The sequence below is a fragment of the Halomonas sp. QHL1 genome, from assembly GCF_001882345.1.
In the GTDB taxonomy this organism is placed as follows: Bacteria; Pseudomonadota; Gammaproteobacteria; order Pseudomonadales; family Halomonadaceae; genus Vreelandella.
Genome location: NZ_MINL01000001.1, coordinates 2,709,138 through 2,709,512 on the forward strand (window position 1 = coordinate 2,709,138; position 375 = coordinate 2,709,512).

Below are 375 nucleotides of genomic sequence, written 5' to 3' on the forward strand. Positions count from 1 at the left end.
CCTCAAGTCACACGTGGTATACGTCGATGACCTGATGGATATAGTCGTTATTCAGCTGCACGACTTTTCTTGTGATTAACGGGGTCTCACCGGACACGTCCAGGGTGTAGAAGCAGGTGCCGAAGAAGCTGTCGGTCTTCTTGTAGCGGTGGCTCAGCGTATGCCAGTTAAACCGTAGCTCCATTGTGTCGCCGTCTTGGGACAAGATCTCCAGGTTGGTCACCTGGTGGGTGGTGCGAGGCTCCGGCGTACTCGCCCCGCTGCGTTCGGTCTTGATGCGGTACACCCGATCTTCTAACCCGTCGCGGTTGGGGTAGTAGATCAGCGAGATCTCGCTGTGCGGATCACGGGTCAACTGGTCGTCGTCGTCCCAGG

Annotated in this window: 1 protein-coding gene; it reads right to left on the reverse strand. The window is 57.1% G+C overall.

Annotated elements, in window-relative coordinates; translation table 11 throughout:
- Positions 1-7: 7 nt before the first annotated feature.
- A partial coding sequence (locus QHL1GM_RS12355) for an aromatic-ring-hydroxylating dioxygenase subunit beta (protein WP_071695994.1) occupies positions 8-375 on the reverse strand: 368 nt, incomplete at its 5' end.